The following is a 26,833-nucleotide window of genomic DNA, read 5'->3' as shown; positions in this document are numbered from 1 at the left end:
GCATGACTAACGCGACCGAGGGGCCCGCCTTCCGCTACACGCCGGGGCTGGCGAATGAGATCGAGCAGAAGTGGCAGCGCTACTGGCGCGACAACGGCACATTCAACGCGCCCAACCCGGTGGGTGACCTCGCCACTGGTGAGCAGCTGCCCGCTGACAAGCTCAACGTCCAGGACATGTTTCCCTACCCCTCCGGCGCAGGCCTGCACGTGGGACACCCGCTGGGCTACATCGCCACGGATGTTTTCGCCCGTTACAACCGCATGCTGGGCAAGAACGTTTTGCACACCCTGGGCTACGACGCCTTTGGGTTGCCGGCGGAACAGTACGCGATCCAGACAGGTACGCACCCGCGCACGACCACCGAGGCGAACATCGCGAACATGACCCGCCAGCTCGACTCGCTGGGCCTGGGGCATGACCGCCGCCGCGCCGTCGCTACGACGGATCCGGAGTTTTACCGTTGGACGCAGTGGATCTTTCTGCAGATTTATAACGCCTGGTTCGACGAGGAGCAGCAGAAAGCCCGTCCGATCGAGGATCTCGTGCGCGATTTGATGACGGGCGCTCGCACCACAAAGGACGGCCGCAACTTCCGCGATCTCACCACCGCGGAAAAGCATGCCGCGATCGATGAGTTCCGCCTCGTCTACCTCTCCGACTCCATGGTCAACTGGTGCCCGGGCCTGGGCACGGTGCTAGCCAACGAGGAAGTCACCGCCGATGGGCGTTCGGAGCGCGGCAATTTCCCGGTCTTCCGCAAGCGCCTGCGCCAGTGGATAATGCGCATCACCGCCTACTCGGATCGCCTGCTCGACGACCTGGAGCTTCTGGATTGGCCGGAGAAGGTCAAGTCCATGCAGCGCAACTGGATCGGCCGCTCCCGCGGCGCGGAGGTGTCGTTTGCCTCCCCCGCCGGCCCTATCACTGTGTTCACCACCCGCCCGGATACCTTGTTCGGCGCCAGCTACGTCGTGCTCGCGCCCGAGCACGAGCTTGTCGTCGCCTTAACCGCCGACTCGTACCCCGACAACACCAACTCCGCCTGGACGTACGGGGCCTCCACCCCCGCCGAGGCCGTCGCCGCCTACAAGCGGGCGATCGCCGCGAAGAGCGATGTGGAGCGCCAGGAGAACAAGGAAAAGACGGGCGTGTTCCTCGGTTCCTACGCCACCAACCCGGTCAACGGCGAGAAGGTGCCGGTGTTCATCGCTGATTACGTGCTCACCGGCTACGGCACGGGCGCGATCATGGCGGTGCCTGCGCACGACGAGCGCGACTACGAGTTCGCGCAGGTCTTCGGCCTGCCAATTACCCCGGTGCTGGACTCGGACGTTTCCGACCAGGCCTTCACGGGTGACGCGCCGCACATCAACTCCGCGAACGAGGAGGGCCTGGACGTCAACGGGATGGGTAAGGACGCGGCGATTGAGGCGTCGATAAGCTGGCTCGTCGCCCACTGCCACGGCGAGGAGAAGATCCAGTACAAGCTGCGCGACTGGCTCTTCGCGCGCCAGCGTTACTGGGGCGAGCCTTTCCCCATCGTTTACGACGAGAACGGCCAGGCGCACTCCTTGCCGGAGGACATGCTGCCGGTGGAGCTGCCGCAGGTGGAAGACTATAACCCGGTTTCCTTCGACCCCAACGACGCTGATTCCGAACCCGCTCCCCCACTGGCGAAGGCGACTGACTGGGTGGAAGTCACCCTCGACCTCGGCGAGGGTGAGAAGACCTACTACCGCGACACCAACGTGATGCCGCAGTGGGCCGGCTCTTCCTGGTACCAGCTGCGCTACATCGACCCGACGAACGACGAGGAGTTCTGCGCGCTGGACAACGAGCGTTATTGGACGGGCCCGCGCGGTGAGAATGACCCGGGCGGCGTTGACCTCTACGTCGGCGGCGTGGAGCACGCGGTGCTGCACCTGCTCTACGCCCGCTTCTGGCACAAGGTGCTCTTTGACCTGGGCTTTGTCACCTCCCGCGAGCCGTACCGCCGCCTGTACAACCAGGGCTACATCCAGGCCTACGCCTACACGGATTCCCGTGGCGTCTACGTCCCGGCTGCCGAGGTCGTCGAGCGTGACGGGAAGTACTTCTACAAGGGCCAGGAGGTCACCCAGGAGTACGGCAAGATGGGCAAGTCGTTGAAGAATGCTGTCGCCCCGGATGAGATCGGCCGCGACTACGGCGCCGACACCCTCCGCGTCTACGAAATGTCCATGGGCCCGCTGGACACCTCGCGTCCCTGGGCTACAAAGGATGTCGTCGGCGCGCACCGCTTCCTGCAACGGCTGTGGCGCCTCGTGGTCAACGAGGAGACCGGCGAGCTGCGCGTCGAGGACGCTGAGCTGACGGACGAGGATGCCAAGGCCCTGCACCGCACCATCGCCGGCGTGCGCGAGGACTACGAGAATCTGCGCGACAACACCGTGGTGGCCAAGCTCATCGAGTACGTCAACTACCTGACCAAGACCTATTCCGGCCCGGTGCCGCGCGACGCCGTCGTGCCCCTGGTGCAAATGGTCTCCCCACTTGCTCCGCACGTCGCCGAGGAACTCTGGTCGCGCTTGGGCAACCCGGACACGCTGACCTTTGAGCCGTTCCCCGAGTTCGACGAGTCGCTGCTTGTCGACGACACCGTCGAGATCCCGGTCCAGATCAACGGCAAGGTCAAGGCGCGTGTCGATGTCCCCACCGATGCCGACAAGGACACCATCGAGGCCGCCGCGCTTGCCGACGCCCGCGTTAGCCAGCTGGTCGCCGGGAAGAACGTTGTCAAGACGATCGTGGTGCCGGGTCGGATGGTCAATCTCGTGGTGAAGTAGGTTGCGCTCGCGTCGCCCCGGTGGCGTGCTGCGCCGGCTGCTGGTCCCAACGGTCTAGTCACGGCGGGGAAAAACCACGCTGACCCCGTCAAAGTACGTGACGTGTACTAGACCTTCGGGCGGATTCTGCGGGTGCGGTTTCCGCGGACGCTGGTAAGGTCATAACAGTTCAATGACCCCTTGGTTCAACGAAAGGCTGGCGTAATGTCCACTCCTTACAACGGTGGTCCCTCCTCGCAGGATCCCTTCAACAACAATGAGTTCGGCACTGGCTCCTCCGCCAACAACTCCCCCGACAGCGCTGCGGGTGCGCAGGGCGGTTCCTCCGTTTACGGCACCCCGGATAACGTTGCCGGTTCCCACAACTACGGCTACAACGGATACGGCAGCGAACAGGCCGCCGGCTACGACCCGTACGACGTCAACGCCGCCTCCGTGAACCAGGGAGCGGCACAGCTTAACGGCACCACACTTGTCGACGGCACCTACGGCGACGGCACGCAACCCCACCCGATCAACAACCCGGCTGTCAACGGCTACACCCACATTAAGGGCACCGGCAAGATGAACGCGCTTGAGGCGTGGGGCTACGGTTTCCGCCAGACGTTTGCCAACTGGCAGACCTGGATTGTCATTGCCCTGCTCCTGATACTTCTTCCTACCTTGGCCAGCGCATTCATCCCGTTCGTCGGGTTCCTCTTCGGCCTGGCGATGCTCTTCCTCGCCCCGTTCCTGTACTCCTTCGCCTTGGCGCAGACCCTGTCGAAGCACTGGAAGTTTGACGGGATGAAGGCCCCCACCTACGGGTCGACGCTGGGCATGGCTTTGCTCGTCGGTTTGATCTCTACACTGATCTCACTGGTTTTCATCGTCATCTCCGCGATGATCTTCGGCGGTTCCATTATGGCAACCCTGTCCGCGGTTGATCCGGCTCAGCTTGAAGGCGATCCGATGGCGGCTCTGCCGCTCATTGGCGCGTTCTTTCGCATCGTTGCCCTGACGGCGTTCCTGATGCTCTTTGTCACCCCATTCCTGGTCTTCCAGGTCTGGTACGCTGCCGATAACGCCTGCAGCTTTGGTGACGCGTTCAAGGAGGGCTTCTCCGCCGGCGCGCGCAACTACCTCCAGCTGCTTCTGGCCACCATCATCTACATGCTGCTCATGATCCCGGTGGCGTTGACTTTGGGTCTCGGCGCCCTCATCGTCGTTCCGGCCTACTACCTGGCTTTGGCCTACGCCTACCGCCAGGTCTCCGGCGGCCCCGTTCCCACCGAGGCCCAGATCTAGCGTTAAAGGGTGACCACGGTTCGCCCCTGGTGCTCACCGGCTAGGAGCTTGTCCCCCACCTCAATCGCGCCGTGAAGGTCGACGGTTGAGGTGTACGAGAGCAATTGCTCCACATCGACGGCCTGCGCGAGAAGGTCCCACGCCTCATCGCGCAGGCCGTTTGGCGCGTCCACCGAGTTGATGCCGACCAGGTGCACGCCGCGCAGGATGAAAGGCAGCACCGAGGCGGGTAGGTCGTTGCCCGCGGCCATGCCGCAGGCGGTGGCCACCCCGCCCCAGGTGAGCTGAGACAACACGTTGGCTAGAACGGCGGATCCGACGGTGTCTATCGCACCGGCGTAGCGCGATTTCTGCAGTGGTTTGCCGGGCTCGTCGTACTCGCCGCGGTCGACGATTGCCTTCGCGCCGAGCGCGCTGAGGTAGTCTGCGTGCGTGTCGACGCGTCCCGTCATGGCGTGGACCTCGTACCCCCGCGCGGCGAGCAGCGACACGGCGACGGAGCCGACGCCACCGGTCGCCCCGGTGACCAGGACGGGGCCGTCGAGCTCGGTACCGTCGGTGGCGCGCTCGAAAGCGGCGACTGAGAGGGCTGCGGTGTAGCCGGCGGTACCGAGGGCGGCCGTAGTGTGGGCGTCGAAACGCTCTGGTACCCGGGTCACCTTGGAGGCGTCGATACGCAGTCGCGGGGTGTAGCCGCCGTGACGACGCTCGCCGATCCCCCAGCCGTTGACGGTAACTAACGTGCCCGGCGCGAGGGTCGGCGATTCGATGATGGTGCCTACCGCGTCGATGCCGGGCACCATGTTCGGTTCGCGCAGAATGCCCTTGATCCCGCCCAGGGCCATCGCGTCTTTGTAGTTGACCGACGAGTGCGTCACATCGATCAGAGTATCGCCCTCTCCTGCGTAGTCATCGCGTGTTTCCACGATCTCGGGCCCGGTTTCAGTAACAAGCAAAGTCTTATCCATGCACCCCACCATACCTTCGTGGCAGTAATGCGTAGCTGGGCTACAGTTAGGAGGCATGAGCGAGCAACGCGCCTGGTTTACACGCGCCGTCTTCCCCGACGGCGACGAGCCGGACCCGCGTTTCACTCTCGCCAACGAACGCACGTTCCTCGCGTGGACGCGAACCGCGCTGGCGTTTTTGGCCTCGGGCATCGCGCTCGAAGCGTTCGCCATTCCGGGTATCGCACCGTCGCTACGCACATTTGCCGCCGCGGTTGTAATCCTGCTCGGCATTGCGATTTCAGTCGGCGCGGCGCTGCGCTGGGTGCGCGTCGAGCGCGCGATGCGGCACGGCCGCCCGCTACCCGCGCCGGCGATCATCCCCGTACTCGGCATCGGTATCGCCATCGCCTCCGTCGTCGTTTTCCTGGGGCTTTTGTGAGCATCCCCGTAGCCGACGCCGGGCTGCAGCCCGAGCGCACCGCGATGAGCTGGACGCGCACGGCGCTCGCCATGATGGTGTGCTCCATGACGCTTCTGCGCTGGTCCGGCCCTTACCCCGATGTAGTGTTCACTGCGATAGTCCTGCTCGCCATTCTCGCCATCGTCCTCATCGTGGCCAACCGGCCGATGTACCGCGGCCAGGCGAAGGAGCTGTCACAGGAGCACGCCACCCCCAACGCTGTCGGGGTGGCGCTGATGACGCTCATGCTCACCGTGCTCGGCGGCATTGGTTTCGCGCTAGTGCTCACCCAGCTCTAGCATCCGTTGGATGAGCAGGTGTCCACCGTGGGTGAGGTAGTGCCCGGGCGGGTACACGGATTCCTCCACCACACCCAGTGCCCTGAGCAGATCGTACGTGCCGGCCAGGTCCGCCGGGACGCGCTGGGGGCCGGAGGCGATGATGCCGTTTTCGTTGGCGATCCACTTCACCACAGCCCTCCACTCGTGGGCGCCGAAGGTCTCCTCGAAGCCGTGGCTCATGGCAAGGTGAAGTTCGTCGAGGCTCGCGCCGCCGGAAAGCAGCCGCGCGCCGCTTTCCCCGAGCCGCACCCGACCCTGGGTGTTTTTCAAAAGCCCCGCCTCGGTGAGGATTTCACGGGTGGTGGCCAACAGGGGCAGCGAGGTCTCGCGCGGGCGCTGCGAGCGCGTGTCGTAGCCCAGCACCTGCCCGACCGCACGCACCACCCGCGATGGCAGAGCACCCGTCGCGGTGAGCTTGACCGGTTCCGCGAAGTAGCCGAGGATCGCCTCGACAGTTTCCCTGAACAGGTTCGGGTACTCCGGGACGAGTGGTTCCTCTCCGAGCCTGTCTTCGAAGAATCCCGCCATCGCGGCGATCAGTGCCGGATTGTGTTCCGGGCTGGGGTCGATCGACATGATTTCCATCAAGTCGGGGCGCGTTTCCAAAAAGTCCTCGAACTCGGTGGCGAGCTGCTGCGTGAGCGGATCCTGACCGATGGAGCTGGCGGAATCGATCATCAGATCTTCGGCGACGAAGCTGATGCGCTCTGAGACGGTCACCGGGTCAGCCTGGGTGAGGCGCTGCAGGAGCCGATCCGGTGTCATCACCGGCAAGAAGCTCAACAGCAGGGGCGCGACCTCCATGTCGGGGTCCAGGCCAGCGGCGATACGGCGCGCCTCGGCGTGGAACTTGCTCATCATGGTGGGGCCGTTGCAGGCTTCGACGACGTCGGGCCCGAGGGCGTCGATAAGCAACGGCGTGGGGCCGTCGAGCCGCGAGGTGCCGAGCACTTCGACGTGGATGTTCCAGTTCGCGGAGGGGTCGTAGACGTAGATCATGGGCTTCATCTCGGCGACCGTGATGTCGTTCTCGGCGCGCTCGCCCTCGCTCGGGTGGGTTGTGAACACCTCGCGCGCGCCGGGCCCGGTGGACATGTACATGTGGCTCTCGCCGCCGGAGAAGCCGAAGGCCGCGTCGATGACGTGCGAAAGTGCGCCGAGGTGCATGGAGTTCTCCACGTTGACCAGGCGGGAGACTTTCGGTTGCGAGCCCTCGATAGTCATCAGCAGCGAGACGATCATGGTTCCTAAGGATACTGCGCTCGGCGGATCTCGCTCGGCGGCAAAGGGCTCTTGCGCAATGAGGTGTACACGTGCAGCTAGTCTTCGTCCTCCCCGCGCGCGACGGGCGCGGGGTTGACCCGCGGCCTGATCTCGGCGTTGGGCAGCTCCGGCGCCGGCAGCCACGCCATCCCGTCGGCGTTGGCGTCGGGCCCGCCACGGCCAACGTAGCCCTCTACAACCCCGAAGCGCTCGGAGCGCTCCTGCCACTGGTTGCGTGCTTCGACGATTTCGGCGTGGTCGCGGCCGACGAAGTTCCACCACATGAGGATGTCCTCGGTAAATGGCTCGCCGCCGATCAGCACGGCCAGCGCCTCGGCGTCGGTGGTGTTGGTCAGGTTCAGCTCGGTGGCGCCGACTCCGGTGTAGCCGATCGCACCGCGCGGCAGGCTTACGCCCTCCAGAGCCAGGCCGTCAACGTCCGCCAGGACGCCGTGCTCGAAGGCGGGATCGACGGCGAAGGTCACGCTGTCGCCCGGCGCGAGGCGGAACTGCGCGCCGACGAGCGGGGTAAACGTCTCAATCGGGCTTCTCTGCCCGAGCAGGTTGCCGATGAATACGTGTGCTGTGGAGCTGGAGGCGTCGTCAAGCGAAAGTGCGTTGGGCGCGTAGTGCTCGAACTGGCGCGGCGCGGTGCTGCGCGCCGTTTCGGGCAGGGCGAGCCAAAGCTGCACGCCGTGAAGCGTGGTGGTTTCGGGCGTGGACGTCTCGGAGTGACAGATGCCGTAGCCGGAGGTCATGAGGTTGATCTCGGCGGGGTGGACGATCCCGCGGTTGCCGCCGGAGTCGATGTGCTGGATCTCACCGGAAAACAGCCAGGACACGGTCTGCAAACCGGTGTGCGGGTGCGGGGCGACGTCCATGCCGCCGGTGGTTGCAACGTCGGCGGGGCCGTAGTGGTCCACGAAGCACCACGCGCCGATCAGGGAGCGCTTGCGCTGCGGCAGCGTGCGGCGCACGGTCAGCGCGCGGGGTCCGCCGAGGGGCACCTCGCGGGCGGTGATGATTTCCACGTCCACACCAGGGCATTGCCCGTCCGGCACCGCTCCACCGCCGGTTGTCAGCTGGTACTCGGATGGCGATGTCTCGAGGTTGCTCATGGCCCAAGGCTACCTTTTGCCAGGGTGCTTTGATCCGGGTAGAGATGAATCAGTGAACTCCATTAGCCGTAGCCTTCTCGTCGCCCTCGCGTTGTTGTCCGCGGTCGGCCCCTTCGGCATCGACATGTACCTGCCGGGGTTGCCGACCCTACAGGAGGACCTGGGCACGACCCCGGCGATGGCGCAGTTGACCATCACCGGCTTCATGCTGGGTATGGCGGTGGGCAATTTGCTATTCGGAGCCTTATCCGACAGCACGGGCCGCAAACGCCCGATCATGATCGCCTCGGTGTGTTTCTTCGCGGCGTCGGTGCTGTGCGCTATCGCCCCGTCTATCGAGCTGCTCGTCGCCGCCCGCGTGATCCAGGGCCTCGCCGGCGGTTCGATGATGGTGGTCGCGCGCGCCGTGGTTCCCGATATCGCGCGCGGCCGCGAAGCTGCGCGGATGTTCTCCGCGCTCATGGCGATTACCGGTTTCGTGCCGGCGATCGCGCCAGTGATCGGTGGTGTGCTGCTGCCGGCCGTGGGGTGGCGCGGCATTTTCTGGGCCTTAGTGGTCCTCAACGCCGTGCAAACGCTCGTGGCCTTCCGCGTCGTGCCGGAAACCCTGCCGCCGCAGATGCGCTCGTCCAGGGCGTTGCGCGGGCTGTTTCCCCGCATCGCGCGCTGCCTGGCCCGCCCCGCGTTTGTCGGCTACATGCTGGCCTCGGGCCTGGGCTTCGGCGTGCTGTTTTCCTACATTTCGGGCTCGCCGCTGGTGATGCAGCGCCAGCTCGGCGTCTCCCCCACGGCCTTCGCGGTGATCTTCGGCTCCATGGCCATGCTGATCCCGCTGTCGAACGCGATGAACATGCGCGTGGTCACGCGCACCGACCCGCGCCGAGCTCTCATCGCCGCGTTGCTTATCGACGCCCTCGCCGGCGCCCTCCTCGTCCCCCAGGCGCTGTCCAACCCGACGCTGGTACTCGTCGTCCCCACGCTGGCGGTTCTGTCGCTCATGGCCGGGTTCATCGTGGCCAACGCCACGGCGCTGGGCGTGGACTCGGTGCGCGACATCGGCGCGGGCGCGGGGAGCGGCGCGATGGGGTTCTTCCAGTACGTGGTGGCCGGTGCGATCCCGCCGCTGGTCGCGCTGGGGACAAACCCCATGCTGGCGATGGGTATTTCCATCATCGCGTGCTCCGGCATCGCGCTGGTGGCGCTGGCGACCCTGACGCGCCGGACGGAGTAGTTAGGGTAGCTCGTCGGCCGCGGTGGGATAGGCGCTTTGCGTGCCGCGGCGGGTGGTAGACAGCGCTGCGACGCGGGATGCGTACGCGGAGGCGTCGACAAGCGAAGCTCCGTGGGCGAGGCGGGCGGCGAGCGCGCCGACGAAGGCGTCGCCCGCGCCGGTGGTATCGATGGCCTCGACCCGCGGGGCGGGGATCGGCGTGATCGTGTCGCCGTGGCCAACAACGGCACCTCCCGCGCCGCGGGTGATCACGACGGACGCAAAACCCTGCGCGAGTAGCACCGCCGCCATCTCCTCCTCCGTGGCGGGAGGCTGCAGCTCGCCGAGCTGGGTGAGAATCAGCCCCGCTTCGTGCTCGTTGGCCACCAAGGGATCGGCCCGCAGCAGGTCGGCGCGCTCGACGTCGATGACGGGCGCGAGGTTGACCACCACGCGGCCGGTGGCGAGTTGGACCGCGGCGGAAAACCCGCTCGCCGGGATCTCGCCCTGTACGACGACCACCTCGGCACCCTCGACTGCACCGCGCCGGGCGTCGACAAAGCCTCCGTCTACCTGCGCGTTTGCCCCGCTGACGACGACGATGGTGTTCTCGCCGCTGCTGTCGACGGTGATCACGGCCAGGCCCGTCGGCCCGTCGACCGCGGACACGTCGCTGAGCTCCACCCCCGACGTGCGCAGGTACTTGAGTGCTTCCTCGGCGTAGGCGTCGGTGCCGACCGCTCCAACCATGCACACCTGCGTGCCCAGTTTGGCGCAGGCCACGGCCTGGTTGGCCCCCTTGCCGCCCGCCGAGACCTCCCCACCGCTGCCCAGCAGAGTCTCACCGGGGCGCGGGTGGCGGTCGACCTCAACGACCAGATCGGCGTTGATCGATCCTACGACAGTGACAGTTGCCATGCCCGCCAACTTAGATAATTCGCCGCTCGCGAGCCTTATCGACGGCCGCAGTGCGGTTGTCCACCCCCAACTTGGAATAGATGTGGATCAGGTGCGTCTTCACCGTCGCCTCGGAAATAAACAGTGAGCTGGCGATTTCCCTGTTCGACGCGCCCGTTTGCAGCGCCTGCAAAATCTCGATCTCGCGGGTGGACAGTGCCTCGTCGGGGTGCATGACGCGCTCGGCGAGCACGCCGGCGATTTGCGGCGAGAGCACCCGTTTGCCGCCCGCGGCGGAGAGCACGGCGGCGTGCAGCTCGGGTTCCGGGGCGTCTTTGAGCATGTAGCCCAGCGCGCCCGCCTCCACCGCGGCCAGCACGTCAGCCTGGGTGTCGTAGGTGGTCAGGATGAGCACCGGGGGCCCGCCCGCGGCGACGAGGCGGCGGGTGACCTCGATGCCGTCGATTTCGGGCATCTGGATGTCGGTGACTACGAGGTCGACGCCCTCGGGCATTTCGTCGATCGCGGCACCGGACGCGCCCTCGGCTACGACGTGGACGTCGCCGAAGGAGTCGAGCACCGCGCGAAGGCCGGCGCGGACGATGGGGTGGTCGTCGATAAGCATGACCCTGATCATGGCTAGCGCTCCTTAACCGGCAGCGTGGCGGCAAGCACGTTGCCCTCGATGGTGAGCTTTCCCCCGGCTTCGCGCAGGCGTTCGCGCAGCCCACGCAGGCCGAAGCCCTCTTCGCCGGTGATGCCGCGGCCGTTGTCATAGACGTCGACGGTGGCCTGGTCGCCCAGCCTATCCACCGTGACCACGGCCTGGGTCGCGCCTGCGTGGCGCACGATGTTGCTCAAGCCCTCGCGGACAACGCGCTCGACGACGTTCGCGGCGGGTTCGGGCAGGTCAACCACGTTGACGCGCACCTCAATGTGCGATCCGAGCGCGCGCTGGCGTTGCTGCGCAGCATCAGCGAGCCGCTCGACGCGTACCGACAGCGGCTCGAGCGGGCCAGCGTCGCCCGCGACGATGCGTCGCGCCTCCGTCAGGCTGTCGGCGGCCGTGGAGCGGATGGTGTCGAGCGTTTCGCGCGCCGAGGCGGTATCCCCGAGCTGCTTGTCCAACGCCCTGCCGAGCAGGACGATGGAGCTCAGACCTTGGGCGATGGTGTCGTGGACCTCCCTCGACATCCGGGCGCGCTCGGCGGAGACACCCGCGGAGTGCTCCGCGGCGGCGAGCTCCATCTGCGCGGCCTGCAGGTCCACGACCAGCTGCTTGTAGTGGTCCGCCTCGCGACGCAGTGCGGAGTAGGAATGGTATATCAGCAGCGCCATGGCAGTGCCGATCGTCGGCCCGACGATGCCGCCGACGCCGCTTTCCGGGGCGGTGACAGTGAGCGTGTAGCCCAGGATCACCGCGGAGATGAGCAGCCCTGGAACGACGGGAAACAGGTAGCTCACCAGGATGACCAGCGGAAATTCCAGCCAGACGAAGGTGGGGGAGACCCACGTTAGAGCCACCCATAGGGCGGTAATCACGGCCAGCCATGCCCACGCAGCCGCCAGCGGGTAGGGCTTGCCCTCGTTGTGGTAGACGGTGCCCACAAGGTAGACCACGGCAAACAGCGCGCCCAAGCACAGCGCAGCGACGTTCATGCCCTCCTGCAGCGCACCGGCGAGCCCGACCGCCAGCAGCACCGCGACCAGCACGTGCAGGCTGACGCGCAAAAAGACGAGGATCCGGTTGGTGTTGCTCACGGTTTCCCACAGTAGCCTGCGCGGGTGCTGCGAAAACGGGGGGAGTAGGCCGCGGTCCGTGCTCGGCTGTTGCAAAGAATCCATGGTTGTTCGGATAGCGTCGAGTTTTCGGAAGTACCCGCCCGTTCACCATCGCCGCGGCGCCCTGCCAGGCCACCGCGCACTATGCACTGCGCAATTTACGCGCACAGGCTTTTCGCGACCAGGGGTTTTGCCGTCTCAACTCGCTAAATTGCGCAGTCCAAACTGCGCTGTTATGTCGCAGGACACGGGTAGGGCGAGGCCACGGATACACCGCCGTCACGTCGCGTACTAGGGCAGAGCCTGTAAGCCGTGTCCTCCACAACCCACCCACAAGTCACCAAGCTGCCTAACCGCAATCAACCGATCGGTTGATTCAAGGTTCAACCGCGCTGGCGATGTCCAAAGGTCCTGTTCACGGCCACACTTGAAGCCATGTTCGTTGGAATCAGAGAAATCAAGGCAGCGCTCGGCCGCTTCAGCCTCATCGTCGGCGTTGTCGGGCTGATCACGCTGCTCGTAGTCATGCTGACCGGTCTGACAGCCGGCCTGGGCAAGCAGAACACCTCAGCGCTCGAGGCGCTCAATCCCCAATCAGTCACCTTCAAAAACATGGATGAACCGTCGTATGCCACCTCGCGTATCGCGTCAGGCGACGTGTCAGCCGGGGCGACACCGCTGGGCACTGGGCAGACGATGCTCACCAGCGTAGACGGCACCGAAATCTCCGCCGCGGTGCTCGGCCTGCCCAGGGGCACGGTGCTGCCCACGGGCACGACCCTGGGCGACACCGCCGTCGCCTCAACCTCGCTCGGGCTGGCCGAAGGAGAGGAGATCGGCGTGGGAGGAGCGTCGATTAGCGTCGGCGAAACAGCCGGCGACCTCTACTACTCCCACTCCCCCGTCCTCTGGGTGCCCACCGAGACTTGGCAGGCGGCGATGCACACCGACGCCGTCGGCACCGTCGCGCTGAACAACGACGACAGCGGCATCGGCCTGCGCGAATCCTTCAACGCGCTGCCCGCCTACGGCTCCGAACAGGGCTCTTTGAAGCTCATCCAGGGCTTCCTCTACGCCATCGCCGCACTGGTCACGGTCGCCTTCCTCACCGTGTGGACGATTCAGCGCACCCGCGACCTGTCGATCCTGCGCGCACTCGGTGCATCGAGCTCCTACCTGCGTAAAGACGCCCTCGGCCAGGCGGCGCTCATCCTCGCGGTCGGCGTCATCGGCGGCGGGCTGATCGCACTCGGCCTCGGACTGGCCGCCGCGCAGGTCGCCCCGTTCAGCCTGAGCGTGCTCAGCATCGTCGGCCCGCCGCTGGCCCTGTGGCTACTCGGCATGGCCGGTGCCTGGCTGGCCACCCGTTCCATCACCAAGATTGACCCGCAGCAATCACTCGGAGGTATCGCCTAAATGCTCACCATGGAAAACGTCACTGTTACTTTCCCCGATGGTGAGCGCACCCTCACCGCGCTGGATAGAGTCTGCTTCAACGCCGACCCAGGCGAGCTGACCTTCATCGTCGGCGAGTCCGGCTCTGGAAAGTCAACCCTACTCTCCGTGGCCGCCGGCCTGCTCACGCCCGATTCGGGCACGGTGCTTGTGGGCGGCTGCCCGGTCTCCGACAATATCCGGCTGGAGAAAATCGGAATGATCTTCCAGCAGGCGAACCTGATCAAGGCGCTCAACGTGCGAGAGCAGCTACTGGTCACCGACCATATGCGCGGACGCAAACCGCGCACCGCGCGCGCCGACGACCTCCTCGCGGTCGTCGGCCTCGAGGGCCTGGGCGATCGGCGCATGGAGCAGCTCTCCGGCGGTCAACGCCAGCGCGTGGGCATCGCCCGCGCCCTGATGGGCGAGCCGGAACTCGTGCTTGCGGACGAACCCACCGCCGCGCTCGACTCCGAGCGCAGCCACGAGATTGTCACCCTTCTGCGCACCCTCGTGGAGCAAAACAACATCGCCTGCGCGTTTGTCACCCACGACCGCTCCCTCATCTCGGAGCGCGACCGCGTTGTTGAGGTCAAGGACGGGCGAATCGTGGACCTTGCGGGTGTGCCGGCGAATTAGTGGAGGATAACCTCAGCGTTGTTGCCGCCCGTGCAGGTGATGATGCCGGCGCCGTTATCCCGGCAGCTCATGGAATACGTTTGGCCGGTGGTGGGGCTGTGGGCCTCGACGGTCCGCGGAAGATAATCCCGAATGTTTTCGGTGCTGGGGACCCCCTCTGTCATGGCGTCGAGGACGCTAAAGCCGAATGGGCAGCTGGTATTGTCATTCACCGCCAATTCGGAGATTCCCCACCCATCACCCGAACTGCAGACGGTGACGGCTTGGCCGTTGAAATTCGCGGGGGTCCCGGGTTGCTCAGAGAACCCCCGGTCGGCGGAAGCTTCAGGGGAGGGCTCCGCGGGGACGGTGTGCACCGCTGTAGGGACTGATGCCGAGGTGACCAGGGTCGACGTCACAACCAAAGTCGAAGGTTGCGGATCAGCTGGAGTGGGTGAAGAGCATGCAGCCACGCCGAGGGCGACAAGGGCACTAAATGCTCCGGCAACGCAAGCGCGACGTGACATCTCAGGACCTTTCCGTGTGCTTCCTCGAGCGTGAATGCTACCGCAAGATCGGTCGGGACCACAGGGAGACGGTGAGGCCGGCCAAGCTTGCCAAGACTGCGGTGATGACGAGCGTTCCGGCGAGCACTCCGGCATCGACGGACGCGGCCCCCAGGGCGGACCCGGCGGCGATACCGACCTGGAAGGTGACCACGTAGACCGCCGAAGCCCGGTCCTGGTTTGGCCCGCCGGCTATGAGGAAGACGGTGGTAGCGACCGTCGGCAAGGCGCCCGCGGCAAGACCCAGAAAAGCGATCGAGCTAAATGCCGCAGTGACAGAGCCTGGCCCGGCAGTGGAAAGGGCGAAAAGGCCGAGTGCCGCGGCAAGGACCATGAGCACCGTCGGTACGACGTTGAGCCGAATCGGGCGCAAGTCAACGCGCCGGCCCGCCCACAGCACCCCCACGATGCCGATGAGCCCGTAGATTGCCAGCCCGACGGGCACCCACTGGCGTCCGGAGGTGGTCTCCACGAAGAGGCCGAGGTAGGTGTAGGTGGTAAACAGCGCGGTGACCGCGAGGCCCAAATACGCAATCAGCGAGGGGATCGCCGAGCGCTCGGGTTTCTCCGCCGTGGTATCCGGCTCAATCGCGGGCATGGGCGGCAGCGTGGCGACAAGCACCACAAAAGAGGCGATGACGAGCGATCCCAGCGACCAGGTCGCCCCGCGCCACCCGATGAGATCGCCGATGAACGCCACCGACGGTGAACCCGCAACCAGCGCCATCGTCGACCCCATCGACACTACGGCCACGGCTTGGCCGGTGTGGCCCTTGTCGCCGAGGCGCGCGGCCATCGGGTTGACCAGCGACCAGAACAACCCGTGGGTCAACGCCGCCGTGACACGCGCGATGACCAACACTGCGTAGTTCGGCGCGACCGCCTGCAGGATCACGCCGGTGAGCAAGAAAGCGAGGGTGGCGATGTAGAGCGGGCGGCGGTTGAAGCGGCGCGTGTAGTGCATCAGCGGAATGGTCACTACGGCCACGATGCCTGCGTAGACCGACATGAGCAGCCCGATCTGGCCTTCGGAGACGCGTAGGTCGGCGGCCATCGGGGTGATCAGGCCGACAGTGAAGGTTTCGAAGGTGACGTAGACGAACGCCGCAAAGCCCATTGCTGACAGGGGCACAATGTTTCTCACCCGCACACACTAACGCAGCGCGCTGTGGTGTGCCGGGGTGGAGGCACATTCAGGTTGCCGACCCGTGTGGGCGTTAGTGAGGTCAGGTGGCAGGGTGAAGATCCGGAATCTGTGTCGTGTGAGGCACTCATATTGCGCTGAGATCTTCAAGGTGCGCCGAGGTTATCGGCCTCCAGCTTCACTGGTAGCAGGCGCTTGTAAAATGCAGCTTCCCGACAAGCTAATCGGGCCGCGACATGAAGGCGAAGCTGACCTGGCTAATGAATGAGCGGGGGAATTCTTCCTCGTTCGCAAGTAGGAGGTTTTCCCACAGGCGCGAGATGGAGGTTCCGGGGGGCGATGGGTTCGTCGATGCTGCGTAGCGCGGTGGCGTAGCTGTAGAGGCCCCGCTTGTCTTCGACGAGCGAATCATCGCTCTGAGCACGCAAATCGGACAGGAGGTTTTCACGGGCGAGTTCGCTCGATTCTGGAACTTCTTCGTCGGCGATGAGGTAGACCTGCGTGAACTGTTTGACGCGTTCGATGCGCTCCAGGTAGCGCTCGTAACAGCGTTGCAGGTCTTCTTTCCGTGCGAGGAAGTAGGTGCGTGTTAGCGTCACTTCGCCAGCTGTCACTTTAGATTCCAATTCACGTCATAGGCCCCGGACGGGCGGTACTTTTTCTGGGGGTAGCGGTGCGGTTTGCGTCCGTCGTCGGTGCCAGCATATCCGAGCTGAAATTACCTATAGCTTACCTGAGTAGCGGGCCTGTTCTCTATGGGTGACATCGTAGGTTAGCATGACGAATTCGTTGTTGCTGTCAGGCAATGCGCTTGCCGGGTTTATGGGTTCTTCGGTGGAACTACCTGGCCGCGCACGGGGGAGGGCTTGTCAGCAGCGTAGGCATCCCCAAAGTTGATTACGAGAAGAATCAAAGTGCATTGCATTTTAATTGCATTGCATTACACTTCGTGAGCATGAATTCAATCGACATCCCCGGCCTAGTTGCGGCGCTCCTCGAGAGTGGAACGGATCGTTGGAATATTGAGGCCAAAAGCGCCCGAGGTGATCTACCAAACACATTGGATGAGACGCTGAGTGCCTTTGCCAACATGCCGGAAGGCGGCACTATTCTGCTTGGCGTATCCGAAACGCCCCAGGGTATCGAGGTAACGGGAGTGAATAACCCAGCCGCCTGCGCTCAAGGACTGGCAGGCAAGGCCCGTGAACGAGTTGTCCCGCCCGTCCAGCTCGGCGCCGTGGAATGGGAGTCCATCGACGGCGCAACCGTGGTTGCCTGCGTTGTTCCTCCGCAACCGTCTGACCGTAGGCCGTTCCGGGTCGGCAAACACGGCCCCGCGTTCATCCGCGTGGGAGAGGGTGATTACAGGCTCAGCGAACAGGAAGAGTTGTACCTTGTTAGTCAACGTGCGCAGCCCGTTTTTGATGGGCAGCCCATCGAAGGCGCGAGTGTAGAAAAGGATCTGGTCCCCGAGCTGCTGGAGCAATACCTGGAGTCCCAGCGTCGCGAAAGCCCGCGGCTGCGAAACATGGGGCGTGATGAGCTTCTCGTGCGCACCAGTGTCGTCGACCATGAGACCACATTGCCCACGCTTGCCGCAGTCTACGCAATGGGGGTACACCCTCAGCAATTCCTGCCACAAACAACCGTCAAGGCGCACGCGGAGCCAATGCCCAACTCCGACACCTCATTGCGGTTAGCGGACCGAGCGGAGTTTTCGGGTCCTGTGCCTGATCTCCTAGACGCAGCGCTGGACTGGGTGAACAAGCATCTCATGCACGGCGTGGCCTTCTCGGGTGGTCGGGGTTTTGACATGAGTGAAATCCCAGAAGTGGCTGTACGCGAGATCGTTGCAAACGCACTGGTCCACCGCGACCTCTCTCCAGCGAGCTTCGGAAGCTATCCGATGCTGGTTAAGCAGCCAACCAGACTCATAGTGAAGAACCCTGGCGGTCTATGGGGTCTCAGTGAACGGGAATTAGGGCGCACGAGCCCCCGTGCGCGCAACGCTGTGCTGTACAAGATGTGCTCATCTATTACGTCAGCCAGTGGTGCTCGCGTGATCGAGGGGCACGCAACCGGCATCCCTGAGGTGCGTCGCGCCTTGCGTGAGGCATTCCTTCCCGAGCCCTTCTTCAAGGACGAGGTGATTGAGTTCACGGCAATTGTCACGTCTTCGAGTGTGCTTCCTACCACCGACATTGAATGGTTGAACACGCTGCCCGCCGTAGAGTCCCTCTCAGTGGCGCAGAAACACGCTCTTGTGTCGATGCGAAACGGCGAGGATGTCTCAAACTCGGATTACCGGTCGCGCTTCCCGATGGATTCGGTCGAGGCACGCGATGAGCTGCAGGAGCTCGTGCGTTTCGGCTTGGCGCACGTGACCGGCTCTGGGCGAGGAACCAAGTACGTTCTTGGGAGACAGTTGAATGAGCAGCGAGGTATAGTCTCGAGGGCCGAAACGGCCGCGCACGCTCGGCCTAAGGATCGGGAGGCGGTGCGCGCGGCATTACAGGAGTTGCGTGAGCCGAGTCGTCGATCCGCGATCGCCCAAGCAGCCGGTCTTACGGAAAACCAAACGTACCGAGCATTGCAACAATTGATCCAGGAGGGTGAAGTAACGTCCGAGAAGGATCCCGCAGACAAGCGCGCTTTCCTTTATGCTCTGGTTGATTTCAAGTAGATTGCATTTGCATTGCATTTCACTCTGTAAGTCGCCGCAAATGCATCTCGCAATCTCCACCCACGCGAACCCACTACCTTGGAGGCTATGAAGCTCGGCATCGACACGGTCCGCACCACGTTCTTCGACGCCCTGCGCGCCCATGGCATGAGCGAGGAGCAGGCAGAGTCCTCGGCCGGCGTGTTTCTCGACGCCGAACTCGCTGGCAAGCCAAGTCACGGCGCGTTTCACCTGCTCACGTACCTCTCCGCGTTGGATAACAGGAGCATCAACGGCCAAGCTAACCCCACTGCGACGGCGCGCGGCAGCGTGCTAGCCATTGACGCCGACGACGGGCTGGCGCAGTTCGCGCTGGAAAAGCACCGCGACCAGCTCCTCGATATCGCGCGCACGAATGGTGTCGCCGTCGCCGCGGTTCGTAAGACCTTTACTACCGGGGAGCTCGGGTGGTATGCGCGCTTTTTTGCTCGCCACGGGCTGATCAGCTTGACCACGACGAACTCACCCGCCCTTGTCACGCTCAACGCCTCAGGCGAGCGCGTCGTCGGCACAAACCCTGTGACATTCGGTATCCCCGAGGCCATGGTGGTGGATCAGGCCGCGACGCCGGCGGCGTTTATGCGGGTGCGCCAGCACGCCGAGCGCGGGGAGCCGCTGCCGCAGGGGTGGGCCGTTGACGCCGCGGGCCGGCCGACGGACGATGCCAGTGTCGCTGTCGACGAGGGTGCGCTGCTGCCCAATGGGGGCCACCGCGGCGGGAACCTCGCGCTCGTGTTTGAAATGCTGGCGATGTTGGCGGGCAGGGAGTCGTCGAAAAGCGCTGCGAATAGGGGCGATGAGCCACCGCGCGTGGGGCTGTTCGCGCTGGTCATCGACCCGGACTTTTTCGGAGCGGGTACCCTCGGACGCCTGCAGGCACACCTCGCGACGCTCGCCGACGAGCACGAGGTCTACATCCCGGGCCGCACCCGTCCCGCTCCCGCCGAGCTTGACATCGACGATGCGACCTGGGAAAAGCTAGCTTAGCTTCGCCGTCGCCGCCCGAATGCGGCGAGCAATGTCGCTTGCCGACGTCTGCGCGACGCCAAACTCCGTCCGAGCAGCGAGCGCCGCAGCCTCCCCGTGCACGATCACGGACTCGTGCAGGCGCTCGGCCCCGTCGCGTGCAATCCGCGCGCCCATGACGCCGGCGAGCACATCGCCGGAGCCGGGGGTCGCGGCCCAGGACGAGCCGATATCAACGACCTCGGCTGGGCCGTCGGGGTTCGCAATGATGGTGGCGCGACCCTTGCGAACCACAGTGCAGCCCATCGCTTCGGCGAGCTCTCGAGTCCCGTGGAGGCGGTGTGCCCCGTGCAGTTCTAGTGCCTGCCGCAGTCGTGCGAACTCGCCATCGTGGGGGGTCACAACAGTAGGGTTCCCCCTTGAGAGTACCTGTTGGCGAAGGTGGGCGTGCTTTTCCAGCAGTGTCAGCCCGTCGGCGTCGATAAGCACTGGCAGCTGCATGCCGAGGATGCGCTCGAGGTCGCGTGCGGCGTCGGCGTCGGTGCCCGCGCCGGGGCCGAACACCCAGGCCTGGACGCGCCCGGCGCTGTCGATCGAGTCCGTGGCGACGACCTCGGGGTGCGCGCGCACGACTTCCAGCGCCTGCGGGCCCGCGTAGCGCACCATGCCCGGCGTGGCAGCGACAGCGCCGGCGGTGCACAGGATCGCCGCGCCGGGGTAGGTGCCGCTGCCCGCGCGGATGCCGACGACGCCGCCAGTGTACTTGTCGTCGTAAAAGCCGGGCTCGGAGGTTCCGAGAGTCGGGGTGCCGAGTTGGGTGATGCCGTCTGGCCAGGCAGTTTCGGGGCCGCTCGCCCGGTAGATCGGTGTGCCGGGGGAGGTCGCGAGCTGCGCGGCGAGACCGCCGATGTCGGCGAGGAGCTGGACGCCGCACTCTGGTGCCAGTGCGTGGGCGAGGCGCCACCCGCCGAAGGTGATTGTGTAATCGGCGGTGAGGTGATTGGCGCCGCGCTCACCGGTGTCGGCGCTGATCCCGCTGGGCACGTCGATGGAGAGGATCGGGGCATTGAAAGACAGCGTCCACGGCAGGTCGCCGGCGCCGCCGAGTCCGAGGATGCCGTCGATGACCAGGTTGTAGTCGCCTTCTGGACTGTCGACGAGGGCGCCGCCGGCGTTGCGGAATGCCTCCAGCGCGCGTGGCTGGGCGGTGTCGAAAGCTCGCCAGGCATCGACGTTGCACCCGGACATCGCGAGCTCGGCGCCGGCGTAGAGTGCGTCGCCGCCGTTGCCACCCTTGCCCACGAGCAGCAGAACCCTGCCCTTGGCAGCTAACTCCCGCGCGACCCTGAACACCTGGTGCGCGGCGGCTTGCATCAGCTGGTCGGGGTGCTCCTGCGCGTCGAGCAGGGGCGCTTCCGCGGCGCGGATCTGGTCAGCGGTGTAGGCGAGGTTGCTCATGAGGTCACTGTAGGTGGGGTAGTGACAAAAGTTGCAGGGATCGCACTCTGTTTCGGTGTTCCCCCAGGTCAGATTCGGGGGCGAGCAACATTTGTCACACTCGGAGGTGGCGTAGTGACAAAAGTTGCAAAGATGGCGCATCATTTGGAAGTTTCCCCAGGTCAGGAAACGTGGCATGCAACATTTGTCACACCCAAGGGGGGCGTACAGTCGAACCCATGGGTATTTCGGAAGTTCTCATCATCCTTCTCACCATCGCCGCCGTCATCACGATCTCTGCGCTGCTCATCGCCATCGCGGTGGTGCTCTACAAAATCTACAAGCAGGGACAATAGCGTCACCTACCCCTGGCATTTGGGGCACCAGAACAGGTTGCGCCCCTCCACTTTGCGCACCGCGATCGGCTCGCCGCACACAAAACAGGGCTCACCCGCGCGTCGGTAGACGTACACTTCCCCGCCGTGGTCGTCCTTGCGCGGGTCGCGCCCCATCGCTTCGGGGGTATGTTCGTCGCGTACGGTATCGATCCGCCCGTGCTCGACGCCGTAGCGCATCAGCGAAACCAGGTCCGCCCAGACCGCATCGAAAGCATCCCGCTCCAGCTGACATCCCGGCACAAAGGGGGAGATGCCCTGCCGGAAGAGGGCCTCGGCGCGGTAGATGTTGCCCACGCCGGCGAGGAGCTTTTGGTCCATCATGAGCGAGCCAATCGTGCGTTTCGACGCCCCCACGCGTGCGAATAGGGCGTCGGGTGAGGCGTCGTCACGCAGCGGGTCCTCTCCTGTGCGATCGAGGATTGCCTGCATTTCGGCGGGGGAGACGTAGCGGCAAAATTGTGGTCCGCGCAGGTTCGCGGCCACGTCGCCTGCGACGATGCGCAGGCGGATCTGGCCCCACACGTCACGCGCCGGCTCGAAGCGCAAGCTGCCGATCAGGCCCAGGTGAATGTAGACAATGTGCCCGGTCGAGAAGCAGATAAACAGGTGCTTGCCGTGGGCTTCGGCCAGGGTGAGCGAGGAGGCGTCGATAGGCGAGGCATCGAAGCGGCCCTGCGGGGAGGACACAGACAGCGGCCCGCCGCGGAACCCGGAGTTCAGGTGCGCGGCGAGCCGGTGTATGACGTGGCCTTCGGGCATCCTAGCCAGTTTAGTGGTCGATGGGCTCCGCCGTGACCACGACGCCGTCGGCGTCGGCGTAGAGGAAGTGCCCCGGGTGGAACACGACGCCGCCGAAGGTGACCTGGACGTTGACCTCGCCCGCGCCATCCTTGTTCGACTTGCGCGGGTTCGTGCCCAGCGCCTTGCAGCCGAACGGCATCTTCGCAACCTCAGCAGAGTCGCGGATTGCGCCGTTGATGACAACGCCCGCCCAGCCGTTGTCCACGCCAGCCTGGGCGATCATGTCGCCCATCAGCGCGGTGTGCAGCCCGCCGTGGCCGTCAACGACAAGGACGCGGCCGTTGCCGGGGGAGTTCAACGTCTTCTTGACCAGGCCGTTGTCCTGGAAGCATTTGATGGTGACGATCTCTCCGCAGAACTCGGTGTGGCCGCCGTAGTTGGTGAATTGGGTGTCGCAGCTTGCGAGCTGCTCCTGGTCGCCGTATAGATCGGCGATATCTGCTGTTGCCATGCATGAGGGCATTAGAAAACACTCCTTTCAATCGTTGCGGGAAGCAAAAGAGGGGAAGCCCTGGTCTAGGCTTCCCCTCTCTTACGCGCTCTTTCCTAGCGGATGACTAGAACTGAGACTCCTCGGTGGAGCCCTTCAGGGCTGCGGTGGAGGTGTTCGGGTCGACCGTGGTGGCGATGGAGTCGAAGTAGCCAGCGCCAACCTCGCGCTGGTGCTTGACGGCGGTGAAGCCGCGCTCCTCGGCAGCCTTGAACTCGCGGTTCTGCAGGTCCACGAAGGCGGTCATGCCCTCGCGAGCGTAGCCGTGAGCCAGGTCGAACATGCCGTAGTTGAGCGAGTGGAAGCCAGCCAGGGTGATGAACTGGAAGGCGAAGCCCATCGCGCCGAGCTCCTTCTGGAACTTCGCGATCTCCTCCGGGGAGAGGTGTGCGGACCAGTTGAAGGACGGGGAGCAGTTGTAAGCGAGCAGCTGATCCGGGAACTCGGCCTTGACAGCCTCGGAGAACTTCTTGGCCAGCTCGAGATCCGGGGTGCCGGTCTCCATCCAGATCAGGTCAGCGTACGGAGCGTAGCTCTTCGCACGGGCGATGCAGGGCTCGATGCCGTTCTTGACGTAGTAGTAGCCCTCAGCGGACTTCTCGCCGGTCAGGAACTGCTGGTCGCGCTCGTCAACGTCGGAGGTGATCAGGGTTGCGGCCTCAGCGTCGGTACGTGCGATGACAACCGTCGGGGTGTTGGCAACGTCGGCAGCCAGGCGAGCGGAGGTCAGGGTGCGGATGTGCTGCTGGGTTGGGATAAGAACCTTGCCACCGAGGTGGCCGCACTTCTTCTCGGAAGCGAGCTGGTCCTCCCAGTGGGTGCCAGCGGCACCAGCGGCGATCATGGCCTTCTGCAGCTCGTAAACGTTCAGAGCGCCACCGAAGCCAGCCTCGCCGTCGGCGACGACCGGGACAACCCAGTTGTCGACGGAGTCGTCGCCCTCGACGCGGGCGATCTCGTCAGCGCGCAGCATTGCGTTGTTAACGCGGCGAACGACGTTCGGAACGGAGTTGGCCGGGTACAGGGACTGGTCCGGGTAGGTGTGGCCGGAGAGGTTGGCGTCACCTGCGACCTGCCAGCCGGAAAGGTAGATGGCCTTGAGGCCACCGCGGACCTGCTGCACAGCCTGGTTACCGGTCAGAGCGCCGAGAGCGTGGATGTACTTGCCGTCGCCCTGGTTGACACCCTCCCAGAGGATCTCAGCGCCGCGCTTTGCCAGCGTGTGCTCCTCGACGACGGTGCCCTGCAGCTTCTCAACCTGCTCGGCGGTGTAGTCGCGCTGGACGCCTGCCCAACGGGGGTTCTCGTCCCAGTCCTTCTGGATCTCTGCTGCGGTACGTGCCTTGCCGGTGTTGGTGGTCATACTTGCCCCTTTCAATGGGAAAGATTGTGTTTCTGCGAGCCGATCCCGCCGTCTGTGAATTGAGACACTAAGCGGGTGACGTTGTAACCAGTATTGCTGTGGGGGTGATCTTCGTCAATATCTCTCCTGTGTTAGTTTTCGCACGGGGGGACGGGCCAGATCTGTTAAGTTTGCGAAGTTCCACCCCCGCATCTTCTGGCCTCCCAATGAGAGTTCTGCTGGTTGCGCGCTTTTTCAAACTGTTTGCAGCGCAAAGCCTCAGGGGGTGTAAATGGCCGTAGCGGTAACGGGCGCGGGGTAAACCAAAAACCGAACGGGGGTAGTAGAGGGTTGCGAAGCCAAGTATCTCGTTTACTTCCGTGACCCGCCTCACTAACCTCGGGTAGAAAGTCCTACGCAACACTGCAGCAACACTGCCGAAAGGAATGCGCATTTTATGACTACGCCTACGTTTAGCGCCCACGAAGACCGCACCGAACGTGTCGAGGTCGCCGGCCTCCAGGTGGCTAAGCCCCTGCACGATTTCGTCAACAACACTCTCCTGCCGGAGATCGGGATGGACGTCGACACTTTCTGGGCTGAGACCGCGCGTTACTTCGCGGACCTGACCCCGAAGAACAAGGCCCTCCTCGAGCGCCGCGATGACTTGCAGCGCCAGCTTGATGAATACTACCGCGCTAACCCGGGCCAGCCTGATCCGAAGCAGCACGAGCAGTTCCTGCGTGAGATCGGCTACCTCGTCGACCAGCCCCGCGAGACCCAGATCCGCACCGAAAACGTCGACCCTGAATTCGCCGAGGTCGCCGGCCCGCAGCTCGTTGTGCCGATCACCAACGCGCGTTTCGCCATCAACGCAGCCAATGCCCGCTTCGGCTCGCTGTACGACGCCCTCTACGGCACCGACGTCATTCCTGAGGATGGTGGCGCAGAGCCGGGCAAGGGCTACAACCCGGTGCGCGGCGACAAGGTGATCGCGTGGGCCCGCGACTTCCTAGACAAGGCCGTCCCGCTTGACGGTGCAAGCCACGCCGATGTGGAGAAGTACTCCGTCTCCGGCGGCAGCTTCTCCGCCACGGTCGACGGCCGCGAGGTTGCGCTGGCCAACCCCGAGGTCTACGTCGGCTATCAGGGTGATGTTGAGAACCCCGAGGCGATCGTGCTGCGCAACAACGGCCTGCACATCTTGATCCAGATCGATGCCGAGCACCCGGTGGGCAAGGGCGATAAGGCTCACGTCAAGGACGTCGTGCTTGAGGCGGCCGTGAGCTCGATCATGGACTTCGAGGACTCTTCCGCCGCGGTCGACGGCTCGGACAAGGCCGCGGCCTACGCCACCTGGTTCGGCCTGAACAAGGGCGACATTTCGGAGACCGTCGCTAAGGGCGACAAGTCCTTCGAGCGCACCCAGGAAGACGACCTCTTCTACACCTCCAAGGACGGTGAGGAGGTTCGCCTCCACGGCCGCGCGATGATGCTATGCCGCAACGTCGGCCACCTGATGACCACCCCGGCGATCCTTGTCGACGGCGAGGAGGTCCCGGAGGGCCTGCTCGACGGCATCATCACCGTCGCGTCCGCCATTCCTGGCCTGCGCGAGGATAACCCGCACCGCAACTCGCGCGCCGGTTCGATGTACATCGTCAAGCCGAAGCAGCACGGCCCGGAGGAAGTCGCCTTCACCAACGAGATCTTCGACCGCGTCGAGCAGATCCTCGGACTGCCGCGCTTTACGGTCAAGGTCGGCGTGATGGATGAGGAGCGCCGCACCTCCGTCAACCTGGATGCCTGCATCGACGCCGCGGCCGACCGCCTGGTGTTCATCAACACCGGCTTCCTGGACCGCACCGGCGATGAGATTCACACCTCCATGTACGCGGGCCCGTTCGTGCGCAAGGCCGGTTTGCAGACCGCCGCATGGAAGCAGGCCTACGAGAACAACAATGTCGATGCTGGCATCGAGCACGGCCTGCCGGGCCGCGCCCAGATTGGCAAGGGCATGTGGGCCGAGACCGAGCACATGGCCGCGATGGTGGAGAAGAAGATCGGCCAGCCCAAGGAGGGTGCGAACACCGCGTGGGTTCCGTCCCCGACGGGTGCGACCCTGCACGCCACCCACTACCACCAGGTTGATGTGTTTGCCGTGCAGGAGGAGCTGCGCGCCGCCGGCCGCCGCGACAGCCTGCACGACATTTTGACGGTGCCGGTCGCCGAGGGTGACAACTGGTCCGATGAAGAAAAGCGCGAGGAGCTGGACAACAACTGCCAGTCCATCCTCGGCTACGTGGTGCGCTGGGTTGAACAGGGCGTCGGCTGCTCGAAGGTGCCGGACATCCACAACGTCGACCTGATGGAGGACCGCGCCACGCTGCGCATTTCCTCGCAGATCCTGGCTAACTGGCTGGTCCACGGCGTGGTCACCGAGGACCAGGTCATTGAGTCTCTCGAGCGCATGGCGAAGGTCGTCGACGAGCAGAACGCTGGGGATGCAAACTACCTGCCAATGGCCGCTGACTTCGATCAGTCCGTGGGCTTCCAGGCCGCGAAGGACCTGATCCTAAAGGGCACGGAGTCGCCGTCGGGCTACACCGAGCCGATCCTGCACGCGAAGCGCCGCGAGTTCAAGGCCATTCACGGTATCGCTTAAGCACCCGCTTCTCGACGCCTAGAGCAACGCCCGCACCTGTAAGGCGACCAATATCCTGATCGCCGGGTGCGGGCGTTGTCACGCGTGCGCGCTAGACTTCTTAAGTTGCCA

The 26,833-nt window shown here is 64.6% G+C and carries 22 protein-coding genes; 10 read left to right on the top strand and 12 right to left on the bottom strand.

Annotated elements, in window-relative coordinates; all coding sequences use genetic code 11:
* The first annotated feature begins 2 nt into the window (after window positions 1–2).
* Together leuS and HMPREF0298_RS11080 are read left to right on the top strand one after the other, a co-directional pair.
* Window positions 3–2,828 (top strand): leucine--tRNA ligase, encoded by a 2,826-nt coding sequence (gene leuS / locus HMPREF0298_RS11085; RefSeq protein WP_006841289.1) that lies wholly within the window; start codon window positions 3–5, stop codon window positions 2,826–2,828.
* A gap of 204 nt (window positions 2,829–3,032) precedes the next feature.
* Window positions 3,033–4,115 (top strand): DUF2189 domain-containing protein, encoded by a 1,083-nt coding sequence (locus HMPREF0298_RS11080; protein WP_006841288.1) that lies wholly within the window; start codon window positions 3,033–3,035, stop codon window positions 4,113–4,115.
* Between the two features lie 2 nt (window positions 4,116–4,117).
* Here HMPREF0298_RS11080 and HMPREF0298_RS11075 read toward each other — a convergent pair whose 3' ends face one another.
* The gene (locus tag HMPREF0298_RS11075; protein WP_136653628.1) at window positions 4,118–5,083 is read right to left on the bottom strand and encodes an acrylyl-CoA reductase family protein; all 966 of its coding nucleotides are present in this window, start codon (window positions 5,081–5,083) and stop codon (window positions 4,118–4,120) included.
* Between the two features lie 55 nt (window positions 5,084–5,138).
* On the opposite strand from HMPREF0298_RS11075, the gene HMPREF0298_RS11070 reads away from it, so the two are divergent.
* Both HMPREF0298_RS11070 and HMPREF0298_RS11065 read left to right on the top strand, forming a co-directional pair.
* On the top strand, window positions 5,139–5,504 hold the full coding sequence (locus HMPREF0298_RS11070; protein WP_006841286.1) for a YidH family protein: 366 nt from the start codon (window positions 5,139–5,141) through the stop codon (window positions 5,502–5,504).
* Window positions 5,501–5,824 carry a DUF202 domain-containing protein gene (locus HMPREF0298_RS11065; RefSeq protein ID WP_006841285.1) on the top strand — a complete coding sequence of 108 codons (324 nt, stop codon included), beginning with the start codon at window positions 5,501–5,503 and terminating at the stop codon, window positions 5,822–5,824. The genes HMPREF0298_RS11070 and HMPREF0298_RS11065 overlap by 4 nt, the downstream gene beginning before the upstream one ends.
* On the opposite strand, the gene HMPREF0298_RS11060 is transcribed toward HMPREF0298_RS11065, so the two are convergent.
* Both HMPREF0298_RS11060 and HMPREF0298_RS11055 read right to left on the bottom strand, forming a co-directional pair.
* Window positions 5,804–7,108, bottom strand: coding sequence for an IS1096 element passenger TnpR family protein (locus HMPREF0298_RS11060; protein WP_006841284.1), 1,305 nt, complete (start codon window positions 7,106–7,108; stop codon window positions 5,804–5,806). The two genes, HMPREF0298_RS11065 and HMPREF0298_RS11060, sit on opposite strands and share 21 nt — an antisense overlap.
* A 77-nt stretch (window positions 7,109–7,185) precedes the next feature.
* Window positions 7,186–8,247 (bottom strand): pirin family protein, encoded by a 1,062-nt coding sequence (locus tag HMPREF0298_RS11055; protein WP_006841283.1) that lies wholly within the window; start codon window positions 8,245–8,247, stop codon window positions 7,186–7,188.
* Between the two features lie 52 nt (window positions 8,248–8,299).
* Between HMPREF0298_RS11055 and HMPREF0298_RS11050 the strand changes: the two genes are divergently transcribed.
* Window positions 8,300–9,478, top strand: a complete 1,179-nt coding sequence (locus HMPREF0298_RS11050; protein WP_040423207.1) for a multidrug effflux MFS transporter — start codon at window positions 8,300–8,302, stop codon at window positions 9,476–9,478.
* Here the strand turns inward: HMPREF0298_RS11050 and HMPREF0298_RS11045 are convergent, their stop codons facing one another.
* From HMPREF0298_RS11045 to HMPREF0298_RS11035, 3 genes are read right to left on the bottom strand one after another with little or no spacing between them, the layout of a single operon-like run.
* Window positions 9,479–10,375 carry a ribokinase gene (locus HMPREF0298_RS11045; protein WP_006841281.1) on the bottom strand — a complete coding sequence of 299 codons (897 nt, stop codon included), beginning with the start codon at window positions 10,373–10,375 and terminating at the stop codon, window positions 9,479–9,481.
* Between the two features lie 10 nt (window positions 10,376–10,385).
* Window positions 10,386–10,991 (bottom strand): response regulator, encoded by a 606-nt coding sequence (locus HMPREF0298_RS11040; protein WP_006841280.1) that lies wholly within the window; start codon window positions 10,989–10,991, stop codon window positions 10,386–10,388.
* A 2-nt stretch (window positions 10,992–10,993) separates the two neighbouring features.
* Window positions 10,994–12,115 carry a sensor histidine kinase gene (locus HMPREF0298_RS11035; RefSeq protein WP_040423226.1) on the bottom strand — a complete coding sequence of 374 codons (1,122 nt, stop codon included), beginning with the start codon at window positions 12,113–12,115 and terminating at the stop codon, window positions 10,994–10,996.
* A 456-nt stretch (window positions 12,116–12,571) separates the two neighbouring features.
* On the opposite strand from HMPREF0298_RS11035, the gene HMPREF0298_RS11030 reads away from it, so the two are divergent.
* Complete coding sequence (locus tag HMPREF0298_RS11030) at window positions 12,572–13,552, top strand: ABC transporter permease (RefSeq protein WP_006841278.1); 981 nt, start codon at window positions 12,572–12,574, stop codon at window positions 13,550–13,552.
* Window positions 13,553–14,212, top strand: a complete 660-nt coding sequence (locus HMPREF0298_RS11025; RefSeq protein WP_006841277.1) for an ABC transporter ATP-binding protein — start codon at window positions 13,553–13,555, stop codon at window positions 14,210–14,212. It begins immediately after the preceding gene.
* A gap of 543 nt (window positions 14,213–14,755) precedes the next feature.
* Here the strand turns inward: HMPREF0298_RS11025 and HMPREF0298_RS11015 are convergent.
* Together HMPREF0298_RS11015 and HMPREF0298_RS11010 are read right to left on the bottom strand one after the other, a co-directional pair.
* Window positions 14,756–15,874: an MFS transporter gene (locus tag HMPREF0298_RS11015; protein WP_006841275.1), complete on the bottom strand. Its 1,119-nt coding sequence runs from the start codon at window positions 15,872–15,874 to the stop codon at window positions 14,756–14,758.
* A 284-nt stretch (window positions 15,875–16,158) separates the two neighbouring features.
* Window positions 16,159–16,500, bottom strand: coding sequence for a hypothetical protein (locus tag HMPREF0298_RS11010; RefSeq protein WP_006841274.1), 342 nt, complete (start codon window positions 16,498–16,500; stop codon window positions 16,159–16,161).
* Window positions 16,501–16,856: 356 nt separating this feature from the next.
* Between HMPREF0298_RS11010 and HMPREF0298_RS11005 the strand changes: the two genes are divergently transcribed.
* Window positions 16,857–18,584 carry an ATP-binding protein gene (locus tag HMPREF0298_RS11005; protein ID WP_157464481.1) on the top strand — a complete coding sequence of 576 codons (1,728 nt, stop codon included), beginning with the start codon at window positions 16,857–16,859 and terminating at the stop codon, window positions 18,582–18,584.
* A gap of 87 nt (window positions 18,585–18,671) precedes the next feature.
* Window positions 18,672–19,610, top strand: coding sequence for an Ldh family oxidoreductase (locus HMPREF0298_RS11000; protein WP_006841272.1), 939 nt, complete (start codon window positions 18,672–18,674; stop codon window positions 19,608–19,610).
* On the opposite strand, the gene HMPREF0298_RS10995 is transcribed toward HMPREF0298_RS11000, so the two are convergent.
* From HMPREF0298_RS10995 to aceA, 4 genes are all read right to left on the bottom strand, one after another.
* Entirely contained in the window at window positions 19,602–21,047 is a 1,446-nt protein-coding gene (locus tag HMPREF0298_RS10995; RefSeq protein WP_006841271.1) for a bifunctional ADP-dependent NAD(P)H-hydrate dehydratase/NAD(P)H-hydrate epimerase, read from the bottom strand. The two genes, HMPREF0298_RS11000 and HMPREF0298_RS10995, sit on opposite strands and share 9 nt — an antisense overlap.
* A gap of 341 nt (window positions 21,048–21,388) precedes the next feature.
* Complete coding sequence (locus HMPREF0298_RS10990) at window positions 21,389–22,183, bottom strand: Fpg/Nei family DNA glycosylase (protein ID WP_006841270.1); 795 nt, start codon at window positions 22,181–22,183, stop codon at window positions 21,389–21,391.
* 10 nt (window positions 22,184–22,193) lie between these two features.
* Window positions 22,194–22,676 carry a ribonuclease E activity regulator RraA gene (gene rraA / locus HMPREF0298_RS10985; RefSeq protein WP_006841269.1) on the bottom strand — a complete coding sequence of 161 codons (483 nt, stop codon included), beginning with the start codon at window positions 22,674–22,676 and terminating at the stop codon, window positions 22,194–22,196.
* A 106-nt stretch (window positions 22,677–22,782) separates the two neighbouring features.
* Window positions 22,783–24,078 (bottom strand): isocitrate lyase, encoded by a 1,296-nt coding sequence (gene aceA, locus HMPREF0298_RS10980; RefSeq protein WP_006841268.1) that lies wholly within the window; start codon window positions 24,076–24,078, stop codon window positions 22,783–22,785.
* 436 nt (window positions 24,079–24,514) lie between these two features.
* Between aceA and HMPREF0298_RS10975 the strand changes: the two genes are divergently transcribed.
* Window positions 24,515–26,722 carry a malate synthase G gene (locus HMPREF0298_RS10975; RefSeq protein ID WP_006841267.1) on the top strand — a complete coding sequence of 736 codons (2,208 nt, stop codon included), beginning with the start codon at window positions 24,515–24,517 and terminating at the stop codon, window positions 26,720–26,722.
* The last annotated feature ends 111 nt before the right edge of the window (window positions 26,723–26,833 follow it).

This window comes from Corynebacterium lipophiloflavum DSM 44291 (assembly GCF_000159635.1).
Taxonomy (GTDB): domain Bacteria; phylum Actinomycetota; class Actinomycetes; order Mycobacteriales; family Mycobacteriaceae; genus Corynebacterium; species Corynebacterium lipophiloflavum.
Note: the sequence above shows the minus strand (reverse complement) of the source record. Positions and strands in the feature narration are given on the sequence as shown.

Bases quoted from the DNA above. Each gene is read 5' to 3' on its own strand.
- HMPREF0298_RS10990 (WP_006841270.1), bottom strand. From the start codon at position 22,183: ATGCCCGAAGGCCACGTCATACACCGGCTCGCCGCGCACCTGAACTCC.
- HMPREF0298_RS11070 (WP_006841286.1), top strand. From the start codon at position 5,139: ATGAGCGAGCAACGCGCCTGGTTTACACGCGCCGTCTTCCCCGACGGC.
- HMPREF0298_RS11005 (WP_157464481.1), top strand. From the start codon at position 16,857: ATGAATTCAATCGACATCCCCGGCCTAGTTGCGGCGCTCCTCGAGAGT.
- HMPREF0298_RS11055 (WP_006841283.1), bottom strand. From the start codon at position 8,247: ATGAGCAACCTCGAGACATCGCCATCCGAGTACCAGCTGACAACCGGC.
- rraA (WP_006841269.1), bottom strand. From the start codon at position 22,676: ATGGCAACAGCAGATATCGCCGATCTATACGGCGACCAGGAGCAGCTC.
- HMPREF0298_RS11015 (WP_006841275.1), bottom strand. From the start codon at position 15,874: ATGGGCTTTGCGGCGTTCGTCTACGTCACCTTCGAAACCTTCACTGTC.
- HMPREF0298_RS11025 (WP_006841277.1), top strand. From the start codon at position 13,553: ATGCTCACCATGGAAAACGTCACTGTTACTTTCCCCGATGGTGAGCGC.
- leuS (WP_006841289.1), top strand. From the start codon at position 3: ATGACTAACGCGACCGAGGGGCCCGCCTTCCGCTACACGCCGGGGCTG.
- HMPREF0298_RS11000 (WP_006841272.1), top strand. From the start codon at position 18,672: ATGAAGCTCGGCATCGACACGGTCCGCACCACGTTCTTCGACGCCCTG.
- aceA (WP_006841268.1), bottom strand. From the start codon at position 24,078: ATGACCACCAACACCGGCAAGGCACGTACCGCAGCAGAGATCCAGAAG.
- HMPREF0298_RS11040 (WP_006841280.1), bottom strand. From the start codon at position 10,991: ATGATCAGGGTCATGCTTATCGACGACCACCCCATCGTCCGCGCCGGC.
- HMPREF0298_RS11075 (WP_136653628.1), bottom strand. From the start codon at position 5,083: ATGGATAAGACTTTGCTTGTTACTGAAACCGGGCCCGAGATCGTGGAA.
- HMPREF0298_RS11030 (WP_006841278.1), top strand. From the start codon at position 12,572: ATGTTCGTTGGAATCAGAGAAATCAAGGCAGCGCTCGGCCGCTTCAGC.
- HMPREF0298_RS11045 (WP_006841281.1), bottom strand. From the start codon at position 10,375: ATGGCAACTGTCACTGTCGTAGGATCGATCAACGCCGATCTGGTCGTT.
- HMPREF0298_RS11060 (WP_006841284.1), bottom strand. From the start codon at position 7,108: ATGATCGTCTCGCTGCTGATGACTATCGAGGGCTCGCAACCGAAAGTC.
- HMPREF0298_RS10995 (WP_006841271.1), bottom strand. From the start codon at position 21,047: ATGAGCAACCTCGCCTACACCGCTGACCAGATCCGCGCCGCGGAAGCG.
- HMPREF0298_RS11080 (WP_006841288.1), top strand. From the start codon at position 3,033: ATGTCCACTCCTTACAACGGTGGTCCCTCCTCGCAGGATCCCTTCAAC.
- HMPREF0298_RS10975 (WP_006841267.1), top strand. From the start codon at position 24,515: ATGACTACGCCTACGTTTAGCGCCCACGAAGACCGCACCGAACGTGTC.